The organism is Bacillus sp. USDA818B3_A (assembly GCF_009928415.1).
In the GTDB taxonomy this organism is placed as follows: domain Bacteria; phylum Bacillota; class Bacilli; order Bacillales; family Cytobacillaceae; genus Neobacillus.
The window spans coordinates 161,777-183,845 of the sequence record NZ_JAABNN010000005.1 but is presented as its reverse complement, the minus strand read 5'-3'; the positions used below and the strand labels follow the sequence as shown (position 1 = coordinate 183,845).

Here is a 22,069-nt window from a genome sequence, read left to right as displayed (position 1 = left end):
GTTATCTTGAATATGGAATTAAAATGGAATACTAAACACAGTGAACGGATCAAACAACTTAAGGAACCTGTTGCGAATCCAAGATTAGTGAGACTTTCCCCTTATCTTAAAGGTGGAATCGCTCTGGATCTAGCTTGCGGGCTCGGTGGTAACAGTTTGTTTCTAGCTCACAAGAATTATCAAGTGCTAGCATTGGATATTTCGGACGTAGCAATTGGTTATCTAAAGGAACAGGCAGCAAAAAATACCCTTCCAATTGATGCCAAAATAACAGACCTCACCAAACTCGACCAATTGAGCTGAGATAACCAATCCTTTGATACCATTGTAGTGACCTATTACTTGGACCGTACTCTTTTTCCTCATATCAAAAAAAAAGTCTAAAAGTGGGTGGGTATGTTTTCATAGAGACCTACTATCTCTCACCTAAAAACGGGAGCCAAGGAGTTTCAGATCAGTATAAGCTCAAACCTAAAGAATTGTTGGGCGAATTTGCAGACTGGAGAATACTTTATTTTGAAGAAAATGAAGATGTGGGACGTCAAACCCTTTTTTGTCAGAAACAATAGCATTCATCTAAACAATTTTTAACTCTCTTATAAACTGAAAAAAAAATAACTTTTATGGCACTATCTGATGTGAGAGGATGGTGCTTTTTTAATACTCTTTTAACTAGTTTCATGTGTAAATTACATATTGTTTTATCAAATTTTTATATGATTTTTGTGTTAATTTGTTAGGTTTAAAGAATTTCTCAAATTCGATAAGATGTAATCAAATAGTAAGGAGGAGGTCAAATGAAACCAGTTTTTAAGAAAGCGGATACATTGGTGATGGAATCCCCGAAAGATACAATCATGCCAGTAAGTAAGAAAAGGAGCTTTTGGAAAGTTTTTTTGCAGCAAAGATATTTATATCTGATGTCCATCCCTTTTGTCATTCTGGTGATTATTTTTAATTACCTGCCACTATGGGGCTGGACAATGGCTTTCCAAAATTATAAGCCGGCCCTTCCATTTTCAGAACAAGAATGGGTCGGGTTCAAACACTTTGCAGAGCTATTCTCCGATGAGAGATTTTACTTGGTCCTTCGTAACACCCTTGCGATGAGTATCTTGGGATTAGTTGTTGGCTTTGTGTTTCCCATTATGTTTGCTGTTCTATTAAATGAAGTAAGATTATCCTATTTTAAAAGAACCGTCCAAACGATCACCTATTTACCACACTTTGTTTCATGGGTGGTTGTTGCCGGGATCATTACGAAAATGCTTTCCATTGATGGCGGGGTTGTCAATGAGCTGTTAGTAAATTGGGGCATTATTGATAAACCCGTTCAATTTATGGCCAAAGGAGAGTATTTCTGGGGAATTGTAGTGTTATCTGACCTTTGGAAGGAAATGGGCTGGAATGCCATTATCTTTTTAGCGGCAATTGCAGGAATCGATTCACAATTATATGAAGCAGCCAAAGTGGATGGAGCAGGAAGATGGAGACAAATTTGGCATGTCACTTTACCGGGAATTCGGCCAACCGTTTTAGTTCTATTAATCCTCTCGATTGGCCATTTAACCAGTATCGGCTTTGAAAAGCAATTTTTATTAGGAAATTCTTTAACAGTTGATTATTCAGAGGTGCTTGATCTGTATGCATTAAACTACGGGATTGGTCTAGGCCGTTTCTCTTATGGTACCGCAATAGGAATCTTTAATTCAGTGATTAGTATTATCCTGCTGCTTATTGCCAACGGAATCTTTAAGCGCTTTTCAAATCAAAGTGTGATGTAAGGAGGGAGTGTGTACTTTGGCGAAGACAGCTTCATTTGGCAGACAAAAAAAATACGACCGGCTATTTGATATTGGAAATATTATTTTTCTAACGGTGATTGCGATCGTGACAGTTTATCCCTTTTTAAACGTACTGGCGATCTCCTTAAACGACTCTATCGACACTGTTCGCGGCGGCATCCATATTTGGCCGAGGGAATTTACATTAGACAATTACCGTGAAATCTTTAAATATGATAATTTAATTACAGGTTTTATCAACTCGGCTACTCGGACAGTTATTGGAACGATCCTTGGCGTTTTATCATCGGCTATGGTAGCGTTTACCTTAAGCAGAGCGGATTTTCAAGGACGTAAAGTGATATCAACCATTATTGTTCTGACCATGTATTTTTCAGGCGGACTTATTCCTGGCTACATGTTAATTAGGGATTTAGGGATGATTAACACCTACTGGGTTTATATTATTCCTGGTATTGTAAACGCTTTTAATATTATTATCGTTCGTTCATTTATGGATGGACTGCCTTATTCGCTGCAAGAATCGGCGAAAATTGATGGGGCCAATGATTTTACGATCTTTTGGAAAATTATTATGCCGCTCTGTAAGCCCGTTCTTGCAACAGTTGCCCTGTTTGTAGCAGTTGGTCAATGGAATTCTTGGTATGATACCTACTTATTTAACAGTCAAAACCCAGCCTTAACCACCTTGCAATATGAACTAATGAAAATCTTACAAAATACTAATATGGGTGCAACCGATCCAAATGCCATGAAGGGATTAACCAAGGACCAGATGGCTCAGTTTGTTTCCCCTGAATCTATTAAAATGGCGATTACGATTGTAACCGTTGTTCCTATCTTAATTGTCTATCCTTTCGTTCAAAAACATTTTGTACAGGGGATGACGATCGGAGCAGTTAAAAGCTAGGAAGTTAACTAACAGAGTATCTCTAAAAATAACAAAAAATGATAGTAGGAGGCAAAGTATGAAGCGCACTAGTAGATTTATCTTTTTATCGGTCCTCATTTTTATGCTGGTCATCACTGGGTGCAGCAAAGAAACATCCAAAAAAACAGCAAGCAAAAACAAAGACGGGCTAACGGAACTGACCTTATTTAGTGCCGATCCTAACTCCCAGTGGGACAATATGGAAAGTCCGGTAAGTAAATTGATTAAAGAAAAAACAGGTGTGACCATCAAACCAGAATTCGATGTAAATGGTGGTACACAAAAGATTTCATTAATGGTAGCTAGTGGTGAATATCCTGATTTAATTTTTCCAAAAGGCAGTGCAGGAACGTTAGTAGAAGCAGGTGCCCTTATTGATCTTACCGATTTAATAGACAAACATGCACCGAACCTTAAGAAAATTTATGGAGACTACTTCAGCCGTTTAAAATGGAGCAATGACGATAAATCCATTTACATTTTACCAACAAGTGCAATCGATACACAGTATTTTAGCCCAGGTCATGGGGTGGGACTTCAAAACTCTGTTGTAAAAGAACTTGGATATCCACAAATCAAGACATTAAAAGATGTGGAGAATGCGGTGAAAGCCTACAAAGAGAAATATCCGAAAATTGATGGACAAGACACCATTGGTTTATCCTTACTGGCAGATGACTGGCGCATTATGATTTCCACCACGAACCCTGCTTTCTGGGCAACTGGTGCATCTGATGATGGAGAATACTACATTGATCCTAAAACCTACAAAGCCACTATGCACTATAAACGTCCAGACGAGAAAGAATATTTCCGCTGGTTAAACCATATGAACGATATTGGCTTACTTGACCCTGAAAGCTTTGTTCAAAAATATGACCAATATATCGCGAAACTATCTTCTGGCCGTGTCCTTTCTATTACGGATGATGACTGGGAGTTTGCAGATGCCCAGCGTGCATTAAAGGAACAAGGGAAAGCGGACAGAATGTTTGGTATGTACCCGGCAACACTTACTGGTGATATGAAACATGCAAACTTCCAAAGCAGCGGTTACTTAGCTGGCTGGGGAATCGGGATTACAAAAGATTGTAAAGATCCGGTAGCTGCGATTAAATTCTTGGATTTCTTAGCTTCAGATGAAGGCCAGATCCTTCAAAACTGGGGGATTGAGGGTGAAAACTATAAGGTTGAAAATGGCAAACGTGTGATCCCTGCAGATGAAATGCAAAAACGTAATACCGATGCTAACTATGTGAAGAAGACTGGTATTGGTGTATTAAAAGGCTGGGCCCCTTCTTATGGTGATGGAGTAGCGGATGAAAGCGGCCAAACGTATACAATTGCCTCTCCAGAACAAGTGAAAGATTCTTACACAGATGTAGAGAAGGACGTATTGAAAAACTACGGTGTGGAAATGTGGAGAGATCTTTATCCAAAAACAGAAGAGTTCTCTGTCAAACCTTGGGGTGCCTCTTATAATATCCAAGTCGCAAGTGATTCGGAATTAGCTCTTATTGAGAAAAAAGCTCTCGATATTGTGAAAAAGCGTATTCCTGAAGCGATTCTTGCAAAACCATCTCAGTTCGATAAGGTCTATGATACTTTCCTTAAAGAATTAGATGCTGCCGGGGTAGAAAAAGCTGAGAAAGAACGTACAAAGTTAATCAAAGAAAGAGTGGAACTCTGGAAATAAACATGACGAAGGAGACCCATTATTTTTGGGTCTCTCTTTAAAAATATAACGAGGTGTGTGAAGAATAATGAAATTTACTGATGGTAACTGGCTAATACGTGAAGGCTTTGAGTTAATATCTGGTGTACAATTTTTCAAAGCCAGTCGACAAAATAATGGATTAAAAGTTCTTGTTGGACCAAGGGACCTCTCTGCCCGCGGCGGACAATTGGATACCCCGCTGCTAACGGTTGAGTTTTCTTCCCCCAAAGAAGATTGTATTCGTGTGAAGCTATATCACCATAAGGGTGTAAAAAAGCGCGGTCCTGAATTTGAATTATATGAGACTCAGGTACCTGTGTCCATTTTGGAGACAGAACAAGAAATTATTTTTACGAGCGGTAAAACTAGTGCAAAGATATCAAAGCAGGGTCCATGGGGAGTCGAGTACCAATATAATGGAAAGAAAATGACGGGCAGCGGCTTTAAAGCGATGTCTCATATTACAGATGCCAATAAAACAACTTATATGCGGGAAGAGCTGAATTTAGGTGTCGGTGAATATATTTACGGTTTAGGGGAGCGATTCACTTCCTTTATCAAGAATGGCCAATCAGTTGATATTTGGAATAAAGACGGCGGAACCAGCTCGGAACAATCCTATAAAAATATTCCTTTCTATCTATCAAACAAAGGGTATGGAGTGTTTATCAATCAGCCTGAAAATGTTTCATTAGAAGTCGCTTCGGAAAAGGTGTCAAAGGTTCAATTCAGCGTAAAAGGTGAATCACTGGACTATATTATAATTGGCGGCAGCGATTTGAAAGAAGTAATCAGTCATTATACTAGTCTGACAGGAAAACCTGCCCTTCCGCCAGCTTGGTCTTTCGGTTTATGGTTATCCACCTCCTTTACAACCAATTATGATGAAAATACGGTTAATAGTTTCGTAGAAGGTATGAGTGAACGGGATATTCCATTATCGGTATTCCACTATGATTGCTTCTGGATGGAGGCCCTTCACTGGACAGACTTTGAATGGGATCAGAGTATGTTCCCAGACCCTGCTGGGATGCTCCGGCGGTTAAAAGATAAAGGGCTGAAGATTTGTGTCTGGATTAATCCATATATTGCCCAAGAGTCGATTCTTTTTGATGAAGCTGTAGAAAATAGTTATCTATTGAAAAAAGCTAATGGTGATGTTTGGCAATGGGATAAGTGGCAGCCGGGAATGGGAGTAGTCGACTTCACTAATCCTGAAGCTTGTGAATGGTTTGCCGGTCATTTACGTCGATTGGTGGAAATGGGGGTAGATGCTTTTAAAACAGATTTCGGTGAGAGGATTCCTACAGATGTGGTTTATTTCGATGGTTCTGACCCGGAAAAAATGCATAATTACTATACCTTCCTTTATAACAAAGTGGTCCATGAGGTGTTAAAAGATCAGTTAGGGGAGGGAGAAGCAACCTTGTTTGCGCGTTCTGCTACGGCGGGCGGGCAGCAGTTCCCCGTTCATTGGGGCGGTGATTGTGATGCCACTTATGAGTCAATGGCCGAGAGCATTCGTGGAGGTCTTTCCTTAGGAATGACAGGTTTTGGTTTTTGGAGCCATGATATTGGCGGTTTTGAAAGTACGGCGCCAACCGATCTTTTTAAGCGCTGGCTGGCATTCGGATTGCTTTCGAGCCATAGCCGTCTGCATGGCAGCAGCTCCTACCGTGTGCCATGGGCATATGATGAAGAAGCCTCTGATGTTGCCCGTTTCTTTACAAAATTAAAATGCGGTCTCATGCCTTATATTTTTGATTCTGCCACAGAGTCTGCTGTCACGGGTCTGCCAATGATGAGAGCGATGGTTTTAGAGTTTCCGAGGGATCCTGCTGTTGAAACGCTGGATAGACAATACATGTTTGGTGACTCTTTACTAGTTGCCCCAGTGTTTAATGAAGAGGGGGAAGCTTCTTTCTACTTGCCAGAAGGCAAATGGACTCATTTATTATCAAATGAGCAGGTAGAGGGCGGTACTTGGAGACTAGAAGAACACGATTATTTTAGTCTTCCTTTATATGTACGGCCAAATTCTCTTGTCGCATTTGGCGGCGTCAATTCCAAGCCTGATTATGATTATGCGGATGGTGTCAACCTTCATTTATTTAATCTGGAGGATGGAAAAACTGCAAACTGCACCGTGCGGAATTTGTCTGCTGAAGCAGAGTTAGAGGTTTCAATAAGCCGCGAAGGCAACAAGCTATTTGTTTCTACAGATAGAAACGTTGGAAAACCATGGAGTCTAGTCGTTCGTGGCAGGGAGGAAGTTTTAGAGGTTACCGATGGAGCCGTGGAAACCACTGAACTGGGTGTCAAAATTACACCTGAAAGAGGAGTAAATCAGTTTACTATTACTCTATAAATAATAAAGAGTCCTCTCGGTTTGAGAGGACTCTTTATCCCGTGACGTAAAATTGGGTACTGCCTCTAATACTAGAATCTTACAAAAGAAGACCTGTTTCGGCAGGTTTTTTAATCTATCTGCAACACTCTATCAATCTAGTGTATAATTAAACTTATCACAAATTTACATATACTTCCTCATGGCGGTGAGCCTTTGTTAAAATATTTTATTAAAAAATTTAATGACCGTAATATCCATTCAAAGCTGGTGTTTTCATTTTTTGTCGCAGTCATTATCCCGTTGCTTATTGTTGGATTTTATTTAACACATGAACTTAGGACAAAGGCATTAAACGATGCCATTAGTGAATCATCCGCCAATATTGAGAGGGTAAAGAAACGGACAGCCGAAACATTAGAATCAGCTATTTATGTAGCCAACAATCTAACGCTCGACCAACAATTAAAAGAACTTGTAAATACGAGGTATTCCACTAGACAGCAAGTAGTGGAGGCCTACCGGGAGTATACAGCGTTCAAAACATCGCTTAATAATTTTGATGAATTATCCAATATTCGATTATATGTGGATAATCCCACGATGCTGAATAATTGGGAGTTTATGCCGGCTGAGGACTCCATCAAGAATACCTTTTGGTATAAGGCAGCGGACAAGGCAAATGGGCTGAATGGATGGTTTTATATGCCAGATGAAACCAAAAAAAGCCGCATGTTTTTAAGCTTAGTTCGGAAAATTAATTATTTTGATTATAAGACAAGCACCATTTTAGTGATCGATGTTAATACAGATAATTTAAATACAATCCTAAATCAGGAAAGTTCACCCATTATGATCGTTGATGATAGCAATAATGTGGTGGTCTCGAACCGGAAAAGTTTTATTGGTAAAAAGCTGAATCATATCATTAAAACGGACCAAAAGCTTACAGGAACCAAGGACTCCATTCGCGGCGAAGTAAATGGACAGCAATCAGAGATCGTAGTTGATTTGTTGTTTCCTGATACAAGTGTAAATAAACTCAAGTTTGTATCGGTTATTCCTAACGATACGATTTTAGCTGATGCAAATCGCTTTGTCACTCTTGGTGTTATGGTTATTTTTGTTAGTTTTGTAATCGCTGTCATCCTGATCTATCTCTTTTCCCGCTTGATATCTCATCGGATTGTCACCCTGAGTAATCAAATAAATGTGGTTGCAGAGGGGAATTTAGATGAAGTGATCCATGTCGAGGGCAGTGATGAGATTGGGCTGCTCGCTAACCAGTTGAATCGGATGGTCAAAAATATTAAAGATCTCATTACCGAGCTAGAGAAAATGCATTTAGAGAAGAATATTCTGGAAAAAAGGCAGCAGGAAATAAAGCTGAAAATGATGGCCAGCCAGATTAATCCACATTTCTTGTTTAATGCATTGGAATCCATTCGTATGAAGGCCCATTTAAAAGGCGAAAAGGAAATTTCCAGTGTAGTCAAGCAATTGGGAAAGCTAATGAGAAAAAGTATTGAAGTTTCAGCCGAAATGATACCTTTAAAAAAAGAAATCGAAATGGTCGTTTCCTATTTAGAAATCCAAAGGTTTCGGTATGAAGACCGTCTTAAATATGAGTTGGACATAGACCCCTTGTCGGAGAGCCTTTTCATTCACCCGTTGATTATCCAGCCTTTAGTAGAAAACGCTGTTATTCATGGATTAGAAGATAAGGGGAAAGGCGGAAAAATCAGTGTCATAACCCGGGTATTGGATAACCAGCTACAAGTTCAAATAAAAGATAATGGCACTGGAATTCCTGAGGAGAAAAGGGAGGCTATTCATAGAGCATTAAATCATATTGATGACAGCAAGGAAAATAGAATTGGATTGCTGAATGTTCATCAAAGATTATGTTTGACCTTTGGCAAGGCCAGTGGGCTTGTTATAGAGAGTGAGGCAGGCAAAGGAACGTGTGTTTCGTTCATCATACCAATAGGGGGAAACGAATATGTATAGGGTTTTAATTGTTGATGATGAACCACTGATTCGTGATGGATTAACAAGCTTAATACCTTGGTCTGATCATGGTTTTCAAGTGGTGGATACAGCCGTTGATGGGCATGATGCCCTTCAAAAACTAAAAACCCATTCCATTGACTTAGTGATTATTGATATTCGGATGCCGGGAATGGACGGAATCCAATTAATTGAAACGATTAGGCAGACTAATGCTGACATACGTTTTATTATTTTAAGTGGTTATGCTGACTTTGAGTATGCCCAAAAAGCCATCCGCAATCATGTGACAGGGTATTTATTAAAGCCTATTGATGAAGACGAGCTTATAGAATTATTAGGTCCTTTAAAAGAGAAAATGGACACAAAGAAGGAAATCATGCAATTACAAAGCCACAACTTATCTTTTCATAAAGATCAACTGATCCAGATATTGTTAAATACAAACGATGCAGCAGAACATCCTGATGTAAAATCAAAGATTGAAGAACTTAAACTTGATTGGAAAAAGTTTACTTTGGTTTTAATAAAAGAACAAACTAGAAACAAATTAGAGGCGAATCCTCTAAATTCTCTAAAAGAAAAGCTTGAGACGGTAGTTGAAGCGGAAAAAGGAATCGTATTTTCAACTGCGGAGCCATATATAGGCATTTTGTTAAAAGAATCTCTAAGAACAGAAGAAAGTCAAAAAAATCTTTTTGAGATTATCTCAAAAACAGCCGGTAAAGAAAGTATCATTGCTGGCATAAGTGAAGAGTTTCTTAGTATTTATGGGGTTAAACATGCGTTTGATGAGGCAAAAACTTTATTGGGCCAACACTTCTTTTACATGGAAAATGGTATCTTGAAAAAGAATTCAGAGTTATTTATTAAGGAACATCAACTGACTGACATCGAGATTTTACACCATGAATTCCCCTTGCACCTCTATTCTGAAAAAATCTATTATGCTATTGATCTTGCAGACAAAGAGGCTGTTGCGGAAAGGCTCCTAGAAGCAGCCCAGGTAATGGTCAAACTAGATTTTAATGAAGACGAAATTAGAAAAAGATTTATCCAGCTAGTGACGAATTTATTAAGCAAGTGTTCTGCTGCTAAACCTGCCCTCCAGCAAGTGATTACGGAGGTGTCGACAAGTGTTGTGGTCGACATTCATCATCAACCTAATTTATATTCACTTATTTGTTATCTCAATAAAATCTTAAGGAAAATTATAGATCATTTAGATGCGGGGGACCAAACGATTCAAATTAAAAAATTAGTGGATTTTATTCATCGTAATTATTATAAAAATTTAAAACTAGAAACCCTGGCGGATTTATTTAATTATAATAGTGCCTATTTAGGAAAGCTATTTAAAAATTACACTGGGGATTATTTTAATACATACCTTGATAAGGTTAGAATGGAAAATGCCAAAGCTTTGCTATCTCAAGGAAATAAAGTTTATCAAGTGGCAGAAAGTGTTGGATATGCTAATGTTGATTATTTCCATAATAAGTTTAAAAAATATATTGGTATGTCGCCAACAACCTTTAGAAAAAAGGGAAGAACAGAAAATGCATGATAATTATGCTTTTTAAAACAATGAAATAAATACTCTCTTAAAACCTGTTGAAAACAATCAATAGGTTTTTTTCATTTTTTGTAGTTACGTTCATTGTATGATTTATTTTTATTATCTAAAATCTCTAAGTCGAGATACATTTCTTGACGGTAAAAAAGTGGGAGAGTATCATGGGTACGTAAAATAGCCTAGGGTTATTTAGGTTACTTAAATGTTTATTAGATAAATATATATATTGGGGGATAAACAATGGAGGAAGTGACTTTATTAATTCATTATAAAGGGAAAAACTTTTTAACAAATGTAATTGTTGAGAAGGGTACCCCGGAAAAACAAATATTGCAGATCGCAAAAGAACAAATTAAGAAACAAAGGGGTAATTTAAAAAGGGCAATATAGATTCCCCTGATATAAATGGGAAGGAGTATGACGCCTTGAATGAGAAGAAAGAAGTCGGTGAAAAAGCGGCAGAGTTTGTAAAGGATGGGATGGTCATTGGTCTTGGAACGGGTTCAACCGTGTACTATACCATTTTGAAATTAGGAGAATTAGTCCAACAAGGACTCTCTGTTAAAGGGATCCCCACTTCTTTACAAACAGAGAAGTTAGCAAAAGAACTTGGCATCCCTTTAGTTTCCTTTCATCAAATTGATCAACTTGATGTGGCGATCGATGGTGCGGATGAAGTCAGCCCTGAATTGAACCTCATTAAAGGTGGAGGCGGTGCCCTATTAAGAGAGAAAATTATAGCGCAAGCAGCGAAAACTTTTATTGTTGTGGCAGACTCTCACAAAATGGTCAATAAGTTAGGGGCGTTCCCGTTGCCAGTTGAAGTGACACCTTTTGGAATGGAAATGACCAGAAAATATCTGCAAGAACTCGGAGGCTCTCCGGTAGTAAGAAAAAAGGATGGGATTCCATATCGAACAGATAACGGGAATTATATATACGACTGTAATTTCCCGGATATTATTCATCCTGGGGATTTGGAGAGAGACTTGAACATGATACCCGGCGTTGTCGATAATGGCTTATTTATTGGAATGGCCGATATAGTCATTACCTTAAATGCAAATAAGGAAATTGAAACCCTTTTACGGCATTAGGATGGTCGAAAAGGTACCACACCCTTCCAATTTATTAGATGAAAATGGGTTGAAAAAATAGAACACAATAAAAAGATGACCAGGCTTTAACCAAAGAACTCGTTCAATCTTTTGAACAGCCAGGAATATTATGGATTATGCCGCGCATGTGGATATGCGGCAGCAAAAACAAGTAAATAAAGGCATTCATACAAATGGAGGAAGTAAGCATGAAATTTTTTATCGATACTGCCAATTTAGACGAAATAAACAAAGCTTACAAAATTGGCGTTTTATCTGGTGTTACTACCAATCCATCTTTGGTTGCAAAAGAAGGCGTAAAATTTGAAGATCGGATCGCAGAAATCTTAAAAGCTGTTCCTGAGGTGGAGTCTGTATCGGCTGAAGTAACTCCAAATGCTTTAACTGCGGTCCAAATGATCGCAGAAGCTAATGAATTGATTAAAATTAATGGGGGGGATAAAAATATCACCATTAAATTACCTATGACATTAGATGGCTTAGAGGCATGCCGTTACCTTACTAAAAAGGGAGTAAAGACAAATGTCACCCTTATCTTCTCAGTTAACCAAGCTCTCTTGGCCGCACGTGCCGGAGCAACGTATGTATCGCCATTCTTGGGCCGCTTAGATGATATCAATGAAGATGGCGTACAGCTTGTTTCAAAAATTGCGGAATTGTTCCGTATTCAAAAATTGGATACACAAATCATTGCTGCTTCTGTTCGCCATCCAGATCATGTGACACGTGTGGCCATGGCAGGGGCTCATATTGCGACTATTCCATTTAAAGTCATTGAGCAATTATCTAAACATCCATTGACCGATCAAGGAATTGAAAAATTTGCCGCTGATTGGAAAAATACGCTGTAAACTAAAAATACCCTTATCTCCTAGGTAAGGGTAAAAAACCTAACCGTTATTAAGCCGGCATCTGTGGATTATTAAGGCAAAAAAATATTTTTATTCATTATAGTTAGTTGTCATTTCTTCTGCGAAAGCCATTCTGAAACAATTTTTGCTTTTTCAGGAGGGATGACCCCTGCAGGCATAGCATTTTTCCCGTGATTAATGATATTTTCGATTTCACTTTGCGAATACTTAGAGCCTATCTTTGTTAAATTGGGACCTGCTCCGCCTTGCAGGTTTTGACCATGACAGGTGACGCAATTATTGCCTACAATCTGTTCTGCCTTATCGGTTGAAGAGGTGCCCTTATCTGCGACTTGATTTGTTGCTTGTTTTTGAGGACCTTCATAAAAAAATAGTAAAAACACAAGACATCCTGCAAGGATTAGATTACCAATCATTGTAATCCGTACTTTCTTCATGCTAACACCCCCTTGTCCATAAAAAGATCATGATTTACAGCAGTGATGACCAATTATAAAAGATCGACCAAACAAAACCACTAAATAATATACCGGTTATAAAAATGCTCCATGAATATTTTTTATCTTCCCAGCATGCAACCATAAGGGCAATCCCCAATGGGAATCCGATGAATGTAAGCCAAGGGAAGGGATCGCTAAATTTGTAACAAAAGAGACCAATGGTCGATGTTAGTAAGATTGAAAAGAGCAGCTCGCTTAATGAAGATAATTCAGATTTCACATGAGTGTCCATGATTGACCTCCGTTTTAAGGTTCTTTCAAACAAAGTATTATTTAATATCCATGTAATTTTTCTTTTTCATTTATTTATTGTTAATATGTGCCTCAATCATAAACTTAGTCGAAAAGAACTAACACAAATTTTGTCAAAAAAAGTGAAAGGAAAATATAGAAACCTGTCCAATTTTGGAAAGGTTAAACTTGGATTAGAAATAGTCTAACAATGGCTAAATCCGAACATTCACCCAGTTAGTTCTGAATTCTTTATATTTTTTTACTCAAATCACAAAAATTTTTTTAATAAAGAAGAGGTAGTAAAGCAAAATCAGCCCTATGGTATATTGAAATATTCACATGATCAATTACTAACCTTTCAACGCCTTAGGTATCCTGTGTCTAAAAAGCACAGTTTTTTTTGTACCTGCTTATACTAATTCGTTAAAATGCCAATTATAAGCACGTTCATCGTTTATTCCTAGAAAATGAGTCGTGTTATAAAATATCACACAAAATATCAAGTGTTTGGGAAAGGTGATTTTATCTTCACTCTAGTATTTAATTATTTTAAAATATAAATTTATTGTGAGTTTTTCTGACAAAACCTTATAAAGTAAACGTTTTTCATCAAAAAATGTAAATGTTTTCATTTGAAAATAGATACTGAGAAAACATTTTCTTGCGATTTATCTATTTACGAATGAAAAATTGCAGTATATAATTTGTATTAAATTAACATCGAATGTAAGAGATGGAAGGGAAATCATCAAAAATCTTACTAGATGTTAAAAAATCTAACATAAGCCTATCTATCATCACTGTATTCTACTTCTAAGACACTTCTCATCACGAATGCCATTTCAAAATATACACTTTACTATTTTCTAACTCCTAAGAAATGTTACTAACTCTCGAGCAACAGCAAAAGATCAACTAAGGTTTTTACCTTCTTGCCAACATGTTTGGTTGGAAGCTCATATTAATCATCGATCCAATAAGGGGGTGGGGTAAAGGAAGGTAAATTTTTTTACCTATTGAAATCTGAATATTAAATAAATTCAATAAACAAGGGGGCCATATGATGAGAGGAAAACGAAGTATTTTTAACAGTCTAATAGCGATGCTTGTAATGATTTTAGTTCTTAGTGCCTGCAGCAGTAATTCTAGTACAACAAGTTCAACAGAAAATACTTCAGCAAAGGATTCAGGGAAGCCTACATACGGGGGGACGTTAGTCAGAGCCAATATATATGGAGATCCGCAAAACTTAGATCCGGCCATTCGCTCACATGGCACGAACCCATCGATGATAACATGGAACATATTTGAACCGCTTGTCCGCTACGATGCTGTGGAGGGGAAATTCCTGCCGGCCAATGCTGAAAGTTGGGATATTAGCTCAGACGGCAAGGTGTATTCCTTTACCTTACGGAAGGGAGTAAAATTCCACAACGGCCGCGAAGTAACGGCAGAAGATTTTAAATACACATTAGAACGTGTTCTAAATCCAAATACAGCTTCCCCTAATGCAGGTAGTTTAACAGTTATTGCGGGCAGCAAAGAATTTATGGCTGGAACGAGCAAAGAAGTTTCCGGAATTAAAGTCGTTGATTCTAGTAAGTTAGAAATTACCCTATCAAAACCTGATAACACTTTCTTAACCATTATGTCCTTACCATTTACAGGGGCTGTGCCAAAAGAAGTGGTAGAGGAAAAAGGAGAGAAATTCGGTCAGGAGCCTGTCGGTGCAGGGCCATTTAAGTTCTCCAAATGGGTAAGAGACAGTGAGGTGGATTTAGTCGCAAACGAGGACTACTATGCTGGTAAACCATACCTCGAAAAAGTAGTTTATAAGATTATGACCGACCAAACGGCGCGTGACAATGCGTTTGCTTCTAAACAAATCGATATGATGGTTTTAGGTGATGCTCAATATAAGCGTTATTCAACCGATCCATCTTATAAATCTCAAATCGTTGAAGTACCGGAACTATTTACCCGAAATATGAAATTCAATCTTGATAAAAAGGGACCATGGCAAGATGTTCGCGTCCGTCAAGCCATTAACTATGCCATTGACCGTGAGACGATTATTGACTCTGTTATCCAGGGCAAAGCCTATTCTGCTCAAGGTGTATTGCCAACTTCCATCCAAGGCTTTAACAAAGCGGTCAGCACCTATAAATATGATCCTAAAAAGGCAAAGAGTCTACTTGAAGAAGCAGGGTATGGCAATGGATTTACCTTAACGATTTTAACTACTTCCCATCCAGCCTTTGGCTTACCGGCTGTTGAAGCATTAAGTGGATATCTTGAAAAAGTAGGAATAAAGGTGAAGACAGAGCAAGTCGATTTTGCTGCACTAACAGACCGCTTAAATAGCGGCGATTATGAAGTGGCCATGTCTTCAAACGGGGGTTCTACCAATCCAGTTGAATATTTAAGCCGCTATTTCCACTCGAAAAATGATGGAGCTTCCGGAAATACCAGTCATTATAAGAACACAGAGGTAGATACGTTACTGGATCAAGCGAGTGAGACCACTGATGACAAGGAAATGATTAGTGACCTTCAAAAGGCGGAAGATTTGATTGTGAAAGATGCCCCGTGGTGGTTCTTTAACTACAATAAAGCAGTTATTGTCCATCAGAAATGGGTAAAGGGCTTGCAGCCTGTTCCAACAGATATTGACTATCAAGATCTGACAAAGGTGTGGATCGACGAAACTCAAAAATAAAATGAAGGGAGCTGCCAGCTATGATGGGATACACGGTTCGCCGCTTACTTGAGGCCATTCCAATCTGGATCGCAATTACGCTGATTGTGTTCATCTTAATGAACATTATTCCCGGCGACCCGGTGGCACAATTAATGGATGCCCGTTCTGGTGCCTTGGATAAGCAAGTGATTGAACAAATTAGGGAAGAGTGGGGTCTGAATGACCCGCTTGCCCTTCAATATCTGAATTTTTTGAAAGGTGCAATTGTAGGGGATTTCGGAACCTCTTACCAAACACGGAGCGGGGTTACGGAGTTATTGCTGGAGCGTATTCCTGTTACGGTGAGTATTACGGTTTTAGGCTTAATGATGGCCATCATAACAGGAATTGCGATTGGTATCATCGGTGCTTATAAACGAGGTACATGGGTAGATTCCCTTGTAAGTTCCTTCTCGGTTTCAGGTGTTTCGATTCCTTCCTTCTTTTTAGGTTTGATCTTAATGTACATCTTTGCTGTTAAGTTCAAGATTCTGCCTTCTTCCGGATACCAAGCAGGGGAGTTGAAATTCTTAATTCTCCCGGCTGTGACCCTTGGTTTGGCAGTGAGCGGGGTCATCGCCCGTATCACCCGATCATCGATGATTGATGTATTGAAACATGATTATATCACGACAGCATATTCGAAGGGCATCTCATCGTTAAGAATAACCATCCTGCATGCGCTAAAAAATGCGTTGCCGCCGATTATGACGATTATTGGTGTTCAAATGGGACTGTTGCTTTCAGGGGCCGTGATCACGGAGACGATCTTTGGACTCCCAGGGATTGGCCGGCTTTTAATTGATAGCATTTTGCAGCGGGACTTGCCGACGGTTCAAGGCTGTGTCGTCTTTATCGCCACGATATTTTTACTAGTTAACTTGTTGACTGACCTTTGCTGTCGCTGGATTGATCCAAGAATTAAAGTCGAAGCGTAAAAAAGCAAACGGCCTCCATTGCCTCGTAAATGGACGATGGAGGATTTTCCACAGAGGAGAGGATTGTAATGGAAACTGTTGAAACACACGTGTTGGAGCAAACGTCCACTTTTCCGCGGCAAAAAGCAAGGAAAAAAACCATTAAACTCTCATTTTCCATGATAGGCATTGGGATTGCTGGACTTGTCTTAGCGGGGACCATTTGTGCTCCCCTCTTAACAAACTATAATCCGAATACCAATGACCTGACCCGGGTATTGCAGGCGCCAAGTGCAGCCCACTGGTTTGGTACCGATCATCTAGGCCGGGATTTATTTACCCGGGTCTTGTATGGGGGACAAAAATCTTTATTAATAGCCGTTGCGGTTCAATTGATGTCTGTTGTCATCGGTGCAATGTTAGGACTGATTTCGGGTTACTTTGGAGGGAAAACAGATAAAGTGATCATGGCGGTAACCAATATTATGTTCAGTTTCCCAGGTCTATTGTTCGCCATCGCAATCATGGCAGCACTTGGACCAAGTATATTCAATCTTATCCTTGCCTTAGGTATTGTCAGTTGGCCGGAAGTCTGCCGGCTGGTCCGCTCGCAGACCATGTCCTTAAAGGAGCGGGAATTTGTGGAAGGCGGTCATGCCCTGGGTGCTAGTGTCGGCCGGATTCTATTTCGATACATCCTCCCGAACTGCTACGGAAATATCGCTGTTTTAATGACACTCGGGATGGCTACCACAATCCTAGCCGAATCCAGTTTAAGCTTTCTTGGTTTAGGGGTGCAGCCGCCAGATCCCAGCTGGGGATCCATGGTGAATCAAGGAAAGGATTATATGTTCTTTGCCCCGTGGTATTTGTTCGCTCCTGGTGCGGTCATGTTTGTCACGATATTAGGGATTAATTTACTGGGAGATGTTCTTCGCGATTACTTCGATCCGAAAATGAAATCTTCCAAATAGGAAAGGGGTCTGGTCACATGTCTGCTCTGCTTGATATCCGGGATTTACGGGTTGGTTTTCGTAAAAATGATGAAGTTACTGATGTATTAAAAGGGGTTCATTTTTCACTTGAAAAAGGAGAAAGTCTTGGGATTGTCGGAGAGTCGGGCTGTGGAAAAAGCATGACCTCCTTAGCGATTATGGGTTTATTAAAAAACAAGGGGCTAGTTGCCACAAATGGTGAGATTTTGTGGGAAGGAGATAACCTGCTAACCCATACCAAGCAAGACTGGCGGGGACTTCGCGGGAATGATATCGCAATGATTTTTCAAGAACCGATGACCGCCTTAAACCCGCTCCTGACGATTGGCAGGCAAATCACGGAACAGATTCTTGCCCATCAATCCATCAGTAAAAAGAAAGCTGCCGAAAAAGCAGTTGAGATGTTGAAGCTTGTGGGAATACCCTCTCCAGAACAAAGATTGAAAGCTTATCCACATGAATTATCCGGGGGAATGAGACAAAGGGCAATGATTGCGATGGCCTTATCCTGTGAGCCAAGATTATTGATTGCCGATGAACCAACAACAGCCCTTGATGTAACCATTCAGGCGCAAATCTTGGACCTACTAGCAGGCGTCTCGAAGAAAATGGATATGTCCATGATATTAATTACGCATGATTTAGGGGTGGTCGCCAATTACTGCCAAAAAGTCATTGTTATGTATGCGGGAAAGGTAATGGAAGAAGCAAGCAAAGATCAATTATTTGCTGCCCCGCTGCACCCTTACACGAAGGGCCTTCTGCAATCGGTAACCTCGATTGAGGAACAAAGTGAACGGATTTATTCCATTCCAGGCCGGGTTCCATTACCGGATGAAATGGTAACTGGCTGTGTGTTTCATGATCGCTGCCCTTATGCGATTCAACAGTGTGTCAATCAAGAACCACCATTGATGGATTTAGAAGACGGAAGAAAAGTAAGTTGTTTTCGCCATAAAGAAATCATGGAAGGGGGAGGAGTAAATGGCATTGTTAGCTGAGAAAGAACCATTAATGGAAATTAGTCATTTGAAAAAATACTATCCTGTGAAACATGGATTACTAAACCGCTTAAAGGGTCAGGCGCCTCCGGTTGTGAAGGCAGTGGACGATGTCAACTTTACGATTTATCGAGGCGAGACATTGGCTCTTGTCGGGGAGTCCGGCTGCGGAAAAAGCACAACGGGACGGTCGCTTTTGCGTTTGATAGAACCAACCGATGGCAAAGTTCTTTTTGAAGGAAAAAATATATTGGAGCATTCGAATCAGGTATTAAAGAAGGCGAGAAGGGAGATGCAGATTGTTTTCCAAGATCCTTATGCATCCCTCCATCCTCGGATGACCGTGGCAGAAATTATCGCTGAACCCCTTCATATACATAAGGTTGGGACAAATGCGGAACGGGTGAAACGAGTCGAGAGTTTGATGGAAACCGTGGGTCTTTCTGCAAGAATGAAGAATCGGTATCCCCATGAATTCTCGGGCGGACAAAGGCAGCGGATTGGGATTGCCAAGGCGCTTGCCCTTAATCCGAAGCTTGTCATTTGTGATGAGCCGGTATCGGCCCTTGATGTATCCGTCCAAGCGCAGGTCATCAACCTGTTTCAAGATTTGCAGAAGGAATTCAACTTAACCTACTTATTTATTTCTCACGATTTAAGTGTGGTAAAACATATTTCAGACCGCGTGGGTGTGATGTATCTAGGTAAGCTGGTGGAAATTGCAGATACCGAAGATCTTTTTAACAGGCCTAAGCATCCATATACAAAAGCGTTATTGTCTGCTCGTCCGATGATTCATGAAAAAGATCAGCTGGAACGGATTGTTCTTGAAGGGGAGCTGCCAACACCGTTGAATCCGCCAAGCGGCTGCCGTTTTCATACCCGCTGTCCGTTTAAAACGGAGCAGTGTTCGGTGGAGGAACCGGTGATTAAAGACATTGGGGGCGGTCATCAGCTTGCCTGCCATTTAATGTAGGGTTGGAATTACCTGTTCGGAGGTCTATAAGGTTTTATCAGCGGTTTTTACGCTGATATCAGCGATATTAACCGAAATATCAGCGGTTTCTAGAAACTTATCAGCGGAAATTTAAATTTATCAGCGATTCTTTAAATTAACCACAAATATATATAAAGTGGTTTGGCACTATTAGGAGGTCTATGGGGATATATCGGCAGTTATTAACTAATTCTATCAAAAAAGTTTACATCTAAAAAAGCAGCCTTCATTAGAAAGGACTTACCATGACAAGAAAGTCGTTTTACTTACTAGCTTTCATTATGTTCCTCTCCATGACAGGGTACGGCATCGTACTCCCGGCCTTGCCATACTTAGCCGATCATTTGGGACTGAGCTCATTTCAAATGGGCAGTCTGATTACCGGCTGGGCGTTAACCCAATTCCTTGTCGTTCCGTTTTGGGGAAGCCTGATTGACCGCATCGGCCGGAAACCGGTTCTGCTGATTGGATTAATTGGGTTCGGGATTGCTTTTTTATTAATGATTTTCGCTGAATCCTACCTGCAGCTGCTCGTGATTCGAATCATCGGAGCGATTATTTCGAGCGGAACACAGCCTGCTGCCCTGGCACTTGTGATTGATACACATGAAAAAGAAAAACGGAGCCGCGCTATAGCCAGCATGGGGGCTGCCAATGCTCTTGGTTTCCTTTGCGGACCAACCGTAGGTGCCATGTTTTCACCGCTCGGGTTACATGCCCCTTTTATTGCGGCCGGATTGCTTAGTCTCTTGACCATCCCTTTTGCTCATTTCCTTCTGCAAGAACCTGAACAGAAGAACCAAAAGCTGAAGGAGATCTCCTTTAAAGATTCCATTAAACATATGGTGAAACCAGGATACCGTCATCTGTTGCTCATTACCTTCGGGTTGGCAGTTTCAACCTCCAGTTTGTTTGGAGTTCTAGGATATTTTATGATTGAACGGTTTTCATCATCGGCTAGTGAAACAGGGTTTGCCTTTAGTGCTCAATCCCTCTCTTCCGTAGTCATTCAGCTGTTTTTTATGGGAGTCATCCTTGCAAAACTTCATGAAATTTCGATTACGAAAATGGGGTTAATAGTAGAAATGCTCGGGTTTGCCTGCATCGCTTTTGCGGTTTCGACATGGATGGTTTTTGCTGGCTGCCTCTTGGTTGGAGCAGGGCAGGCGATTGCAAGACCAACGATTATCTCGCTTTTATCCAAACAGGAGGCGGTCGGGCAAGGGACGGTGATGGGGTTTCAGCAATCCATGGATAGCTTCGGCAGAAGTGTGGGGCCGCTGTTTGCCGGCTGGATTTTCCTGTTCCATCCATCGGCCCCGTTTATTTTTTCAACATGCATTTGCTTGGTTCTCTTCATCTTTATAGTGTTCAGTCTAAAAAAAGAAAGTCAATCATTGATGCGAGAAAAGGAGACTGGTAATGAATATCTTGCTAAATAACAGGATTGTACCTAGAGAAAGCTTTTCAGTAGATATAGAGGATCGGGGCTTTCAATTTGGGGATGGAATCTACGAAGTTATCCGAATTTATGATGGAGTTTTTTTCGAATGGGAGGCGCATTTCGAACGTTTGATCCGCAGTGCCAAAGAATTAATGCTGCCTCTGCCGCAAGCTATCGACATACTCTATGAAAATCTACAGCTTCTTTTGAAAGAGAGTCAGATTACCGATGGATCGGTTTATATTCAAATCACACGAGGGACGGCGCCCCGGTTCCATGCCTTTCCGGAAAAAACGGAGCCGACCTTAGTGGCATACGTTCGTGAAATGAAGCGGCCGCTTGAGCAAATAAGAAACGGTATTAAAGTTATTACAGCAGAGGATATACGCTGGCTTAGGGTAGATATAAAGAGTCTTAATTTGCTAGGAAATGTTTTAGCGAGACAAAAAGCCGTCGAACAAGGGGCGGCGGAAGCGATTTTGATCCGAGATGGCGTGGTAACGGAAGGAAGCAGTTCCAATGTTTTTGCCATCAAAGGGAATCTTTGCTATACCCATCCTGCTAATCATCTTATTTTAAATGGTATTACCCGGCAAGTGGTATTGCGTTTGATTAAGAATACTAATTTAACGTTACGAGAAACACCTTTTACCATGGAGGAATTAATAGAAATGGATGAAGTATTTATTACAAATACAGGTCAAGAAGTGTGCCCCGTGATTCAAATTGACGAAGTCAAGATCGGGAAGGGATCCCCAGGTTTTTATACTCGTCAATTGCAGTCGGCCTTTGAATCATTGTTAGGTTCTGTAATCCCTTCATCATCCTGAAAGGAAGATTACTGGAAATAAAAATTTGATAGTTA

At 40.1% G+C, this 22,069-nt stretch carries 19 protein-coding genes; 17 read left to right on the top strand and 2 right to left on the bottom strand.

Annotated features, from left to right (window positions below; all coding sequences use genetic code 11):
* Nucleotides 1-12 precede the first annotated feature (12 nt).
* The 10 genes from GXK58_RS12135 to fsa all read left to right on the top strand — a co-directional run bounded on the left by GXK58_RS12135 (nt 13) and on the right by fsa (nt 12,355).
* Nucleotides 13-303 carry a methyltransferase domain-containing protein gene (locus GXK58_RS12135; RefSeq protein WP_160723125.1) on the top strand — a complete coding sequence of 97 codons (291 nt, stop codon included), beginning with the start codon at nt 13-15 and terminating at the stop codon, nt 301-303.
* A gap of 554 nt (nt 304-857) precedes the next feature.
* Nucleotides 858-1,784, top strand: coding sequence for an ABC transporter permease (locus GXK58_RS12130; protein ID WP_442862472.1), 927 nt, complete (start codon nt 858-860; stop codon nt 1,782-1,784).
* A 16-nt stretch (nt 1,785-1,800) separates the two neighbouring features.
* Nucleotides 1,801-2,715 carry a carbohydrate ABC transporter permease gene (locus GXK58_RS12125; protein ID WP_160723121.1) on the top strand — a complete coding sequence of 305 codons (915 nt, stop codon included), beginning with the start codon at nt 1,801-1,803 and terminating at the stop codon, nt 2,713-2,715.
* Nucleotides 2,716-2,773: 58 nt separating this feature from the next.
* Nucleotides 2,774-4,432, top strand: a complete 1,659-nt coding sequence (locus tag GXK58_RS12120) for an ABC transporter substrate-binding protein (RefSeq protein ID WP_160723119.1) — start codon at nt 2,774-2,776, stop codon at nt 4,430-4,432.
* A gap of 67 nt (nt 4,433-4,499) precedes the next feature.
* On the top strand, nt 4,500-6,821 hold the full coding sequence (gene yicI, locus GXK58_RS12115) for an alpha-xylosidase (protein WP_160723117.1): 2,322 nt from the start codon (nt 4,500-4,502) through the stop codon (nt 6,819-6,821).
* A gap of 195 nt (nt 6,822-7,016) precedes the next feature.
* Nucleotides 7,017-8,810: a sensor histidine kinase gene (locus GXK58_RS12110; protein ID WP_160723115.1), complete on the top strand. Its 1,794-nt coding sequence runs from the start codon at nt 7,017-7,019 to the stop codon at nt 8,808-8,810.
* On the top strand, nt 8,803-10,377 hold the full coding sequence (locus GXK58_RS12105; protein ID WP_160723113.1) for a response regulator transcription factor: 1,575 nt from the start codon (nt 8,803-8,805) through the stop codon (nt 10,375-10,377). Before GXK58_RS12110 ends, GXK58_RS12105 begins: the two co-directional genes overlap by 8 nt.
* 249 nt (nt 10,378-10,626) lie before the next feature.
* On the top strand, nt 10,627-10,776 hold the full coding sequence (locus GXK58_RS12100; protein WP_160723111.1) for a BA3454 family stress response protein: 150 nt from the start codon (nt 10,627-10,629) through the stop codon (nt 10,774-10,776).
* A gap of 35 nt (nt 10,777-10,811) precedes the next feature.
* Nucleotides 10,812-11,483, top strand: coding sequence for a ribose-5-phosphate isomerase RpiA (gene rpiA, locus GXK58_RS12095; protein ID WP_160723109.1), 672 nt, complete (start codon nt 10,812-10,814; stop codon nt 11,481-11,483).
* Nucleotides 11,484-11,692: 209 nt separating this feature from the next.
* Complete coding sequence (fsa, locus tag GXK58_RS12090; RefSeq protein WP_160723107.1) at nt 11,693-12,355, top strand: fructose-6-phosphate aldolase; 663 nt, start codon at nt 11,693-11,695, stop codon at nt 12,353-12,355.
* Nucleotides 12,356-12,465: 110 nt separating this feature from the next.
* On the opposite strand, the gene GXK58_RS12085 is transcribed toward fsa, so the two are convergent.
* Nucleotides 12,466-12,813 (bottom strand): c-type cytochrome, encoded by a 348-nt coding sequence (locus GXK58_RS12085; RefSeq protein ID WP_160723105.1) that lies wholly within the window; start codon nt 12,811-12,813, stop codon nt 12,466-12,468.
* Between the two features lie 34 nt (nt 12,814-12,847).
* The gene (locus GXK58_RS12080; protein WP_160723103.1) at nt 12,848-13,108 is read right to left on the bottom strand and encodes a hypothetical protein; all 261 of its coding nucleotides are present in this window, start codon (nt 13,106-13,108) and stop codon (nt 12,848-12,850) included.
* A gap of 1,065 nt (nt 13,109-14,173) precedes the next feature.
* Between GXK58_RS12080 and GXK58_RS12075 the strand changes: the two genes are divergently transcribed.
* From GXK58_RS12075 to dat, 7 genes are all read left to right on the top strand, one after another.
* Complete coding sequence (locus GXK58_RS12075) at nt 14,174-15,829, top strand: ABC transporter substrate-binding protein (protein ID WP_160723101.1); 1,656 nt, start codon at nt 14,174-14,176, stop codon at nt 15,827-15,829.
* Nucleotides 15,830-15,849: 20 nt separating this feature from the next.
* Nucleotides 15,850-16,788: an ABC transporter permease gene (locus GXK58_RS12070; protein ID WP_160723099.1), complete on the top strand. Its 939-nt coding sequence runs from the start codon at nt 15,850-15,852 to the stop codon at nt 16,786-16,788.
* 68 nt (nt 16,789-16,856) lie between these two features.
* Nucleotides 16,857-17,741 carry an ABC transporter permease gene (locus GXK58_RS12065; RefSeq protein ID WP_160723097.1) on the top strand — a complete coding sequence of 295 codons (885 nt, stop codon included), beginning with the start codon at nt 16,857-16,859 and terminating at the stop codon, nt 17,739-17,741.
* Between the two features lie 17 nt (nt 17,742-17,758).
* On the top strand, nt 17,759-18,763 hold the full coding sequence (locus tag GXK58_RS12060) for an ABC transporter ATP-binding protein (RefSeq protein WP_160723095.1): 1,005 nt from the start codon (nt 17,759-17,761) through the stop codon (nt 18,761-18,763).
* A complete protein-coding gene (locus GXK58_RS12055) occupies nt 18,747-19,739 on the top strand; it encodes an ABC transporter ATP-binding protein (RefSeq protein WP_160723093.1) in 993 nt (330 codons plus the stop codon). Before GXK58_RS12060 ends, GXK58_RS12055 begins: the two co-directional genes overlap by 17 nt.
* Before the next feature lie 266 nt (nt 19,740-20,005).
* The gene (locus tag GXK58_RS12050) at nt 20,006-21,202 is read left to right on the top strand and encodes an MFS transporter (RefSeq protein ID WP_160723091.1); all 1,197 of its coding nucleotides are present in this window, start codon (nt 20,006-20,008) and stop codon (nt 21,200-21,202) included.
* Nucleotides 21,183-22,034 (top strand): D-amino-acid transaminase, encoded by an 852-nt coding sequence (dat, locus tag GXK58_RS12045; protein WP_160723089.1) that lies wholly within the window; start codon nt 21,183-21,185, stop codon nt 22,032-22,034. The genes GXK58_RS12050 and dat overlap by 20 nt, the downstream gene beginning before the upstream one ends.
* The last annotated feature ends 35 nt before the right edge of the window (nt 22,035-22,069 follow it).